The organism is Streptomyces sp. SID12488 (genome assembly GCF_010548275.1).
Classification (GTDB): Bacteria; Actinomycetota; Actinomycetes; order Streptomycetales; family Streptomycetaceae; genus Streptomyces.
The window spans coordinates 1-461 of the sequence record NZ_JAAGLT010000121.1; the positions used below are offsets into that span (position 1 = coordinate 1).

Sequence of the window (461 nt, forward strand, 5' to 3'; positions counted from 1 at the left end):
GGCTTGCTGACCAGCACGGCGACGCCCGAGGGCGGCGTGCGGGGCACGAGCTGGTCGAGCAGCGCCGCGAGCTCCTCGCCCGACGCGGGTCGCTCGGACGGCTCCTTCGACAGCAGCCGCAGCACGAGCGCCGCGAGCTTGCGGTCGACGGCCGCGGGCAGCGGCGGCACCGGGTCGTTGACGTGCGCGACCGCGATGGCGACCGCGGGCGGGCCAGTGAAGGGACGCTTGCCCGCCAGCGCCTCGTAGGCGACGACGCCGAGCGAGTACAGGTCGGACAGGGGCGTGGCGGGGCGTCCGACGGCCTGCTCGGGGGACAGGTACTGCGCCGTGCCCATGACCATGCCGGTCGCGGTCATCGTCTTCTGGTTGGAGGCCAGCGAGACGCCGAAGTCGGTGATCTTCACCTTGCCCGATCGGGCCAGCAGGATGTTGCCGGGCTTCACGTCGCGGTGCACGAC

Annotated in this window: 1 protein-coding gene; it reads right to left on the reverse strand. The window is 73.1% G+C overall.

What is annotated here, in order from left to right:
- Positions 1-461, reverse strand: a 461-nt coding sequence (locus tag G3I56_RS42795) for a serine/threonine-protein kinase (RefSeq protein WP_164418951.1), incomplete at both ends; no start/stop codon positions are given.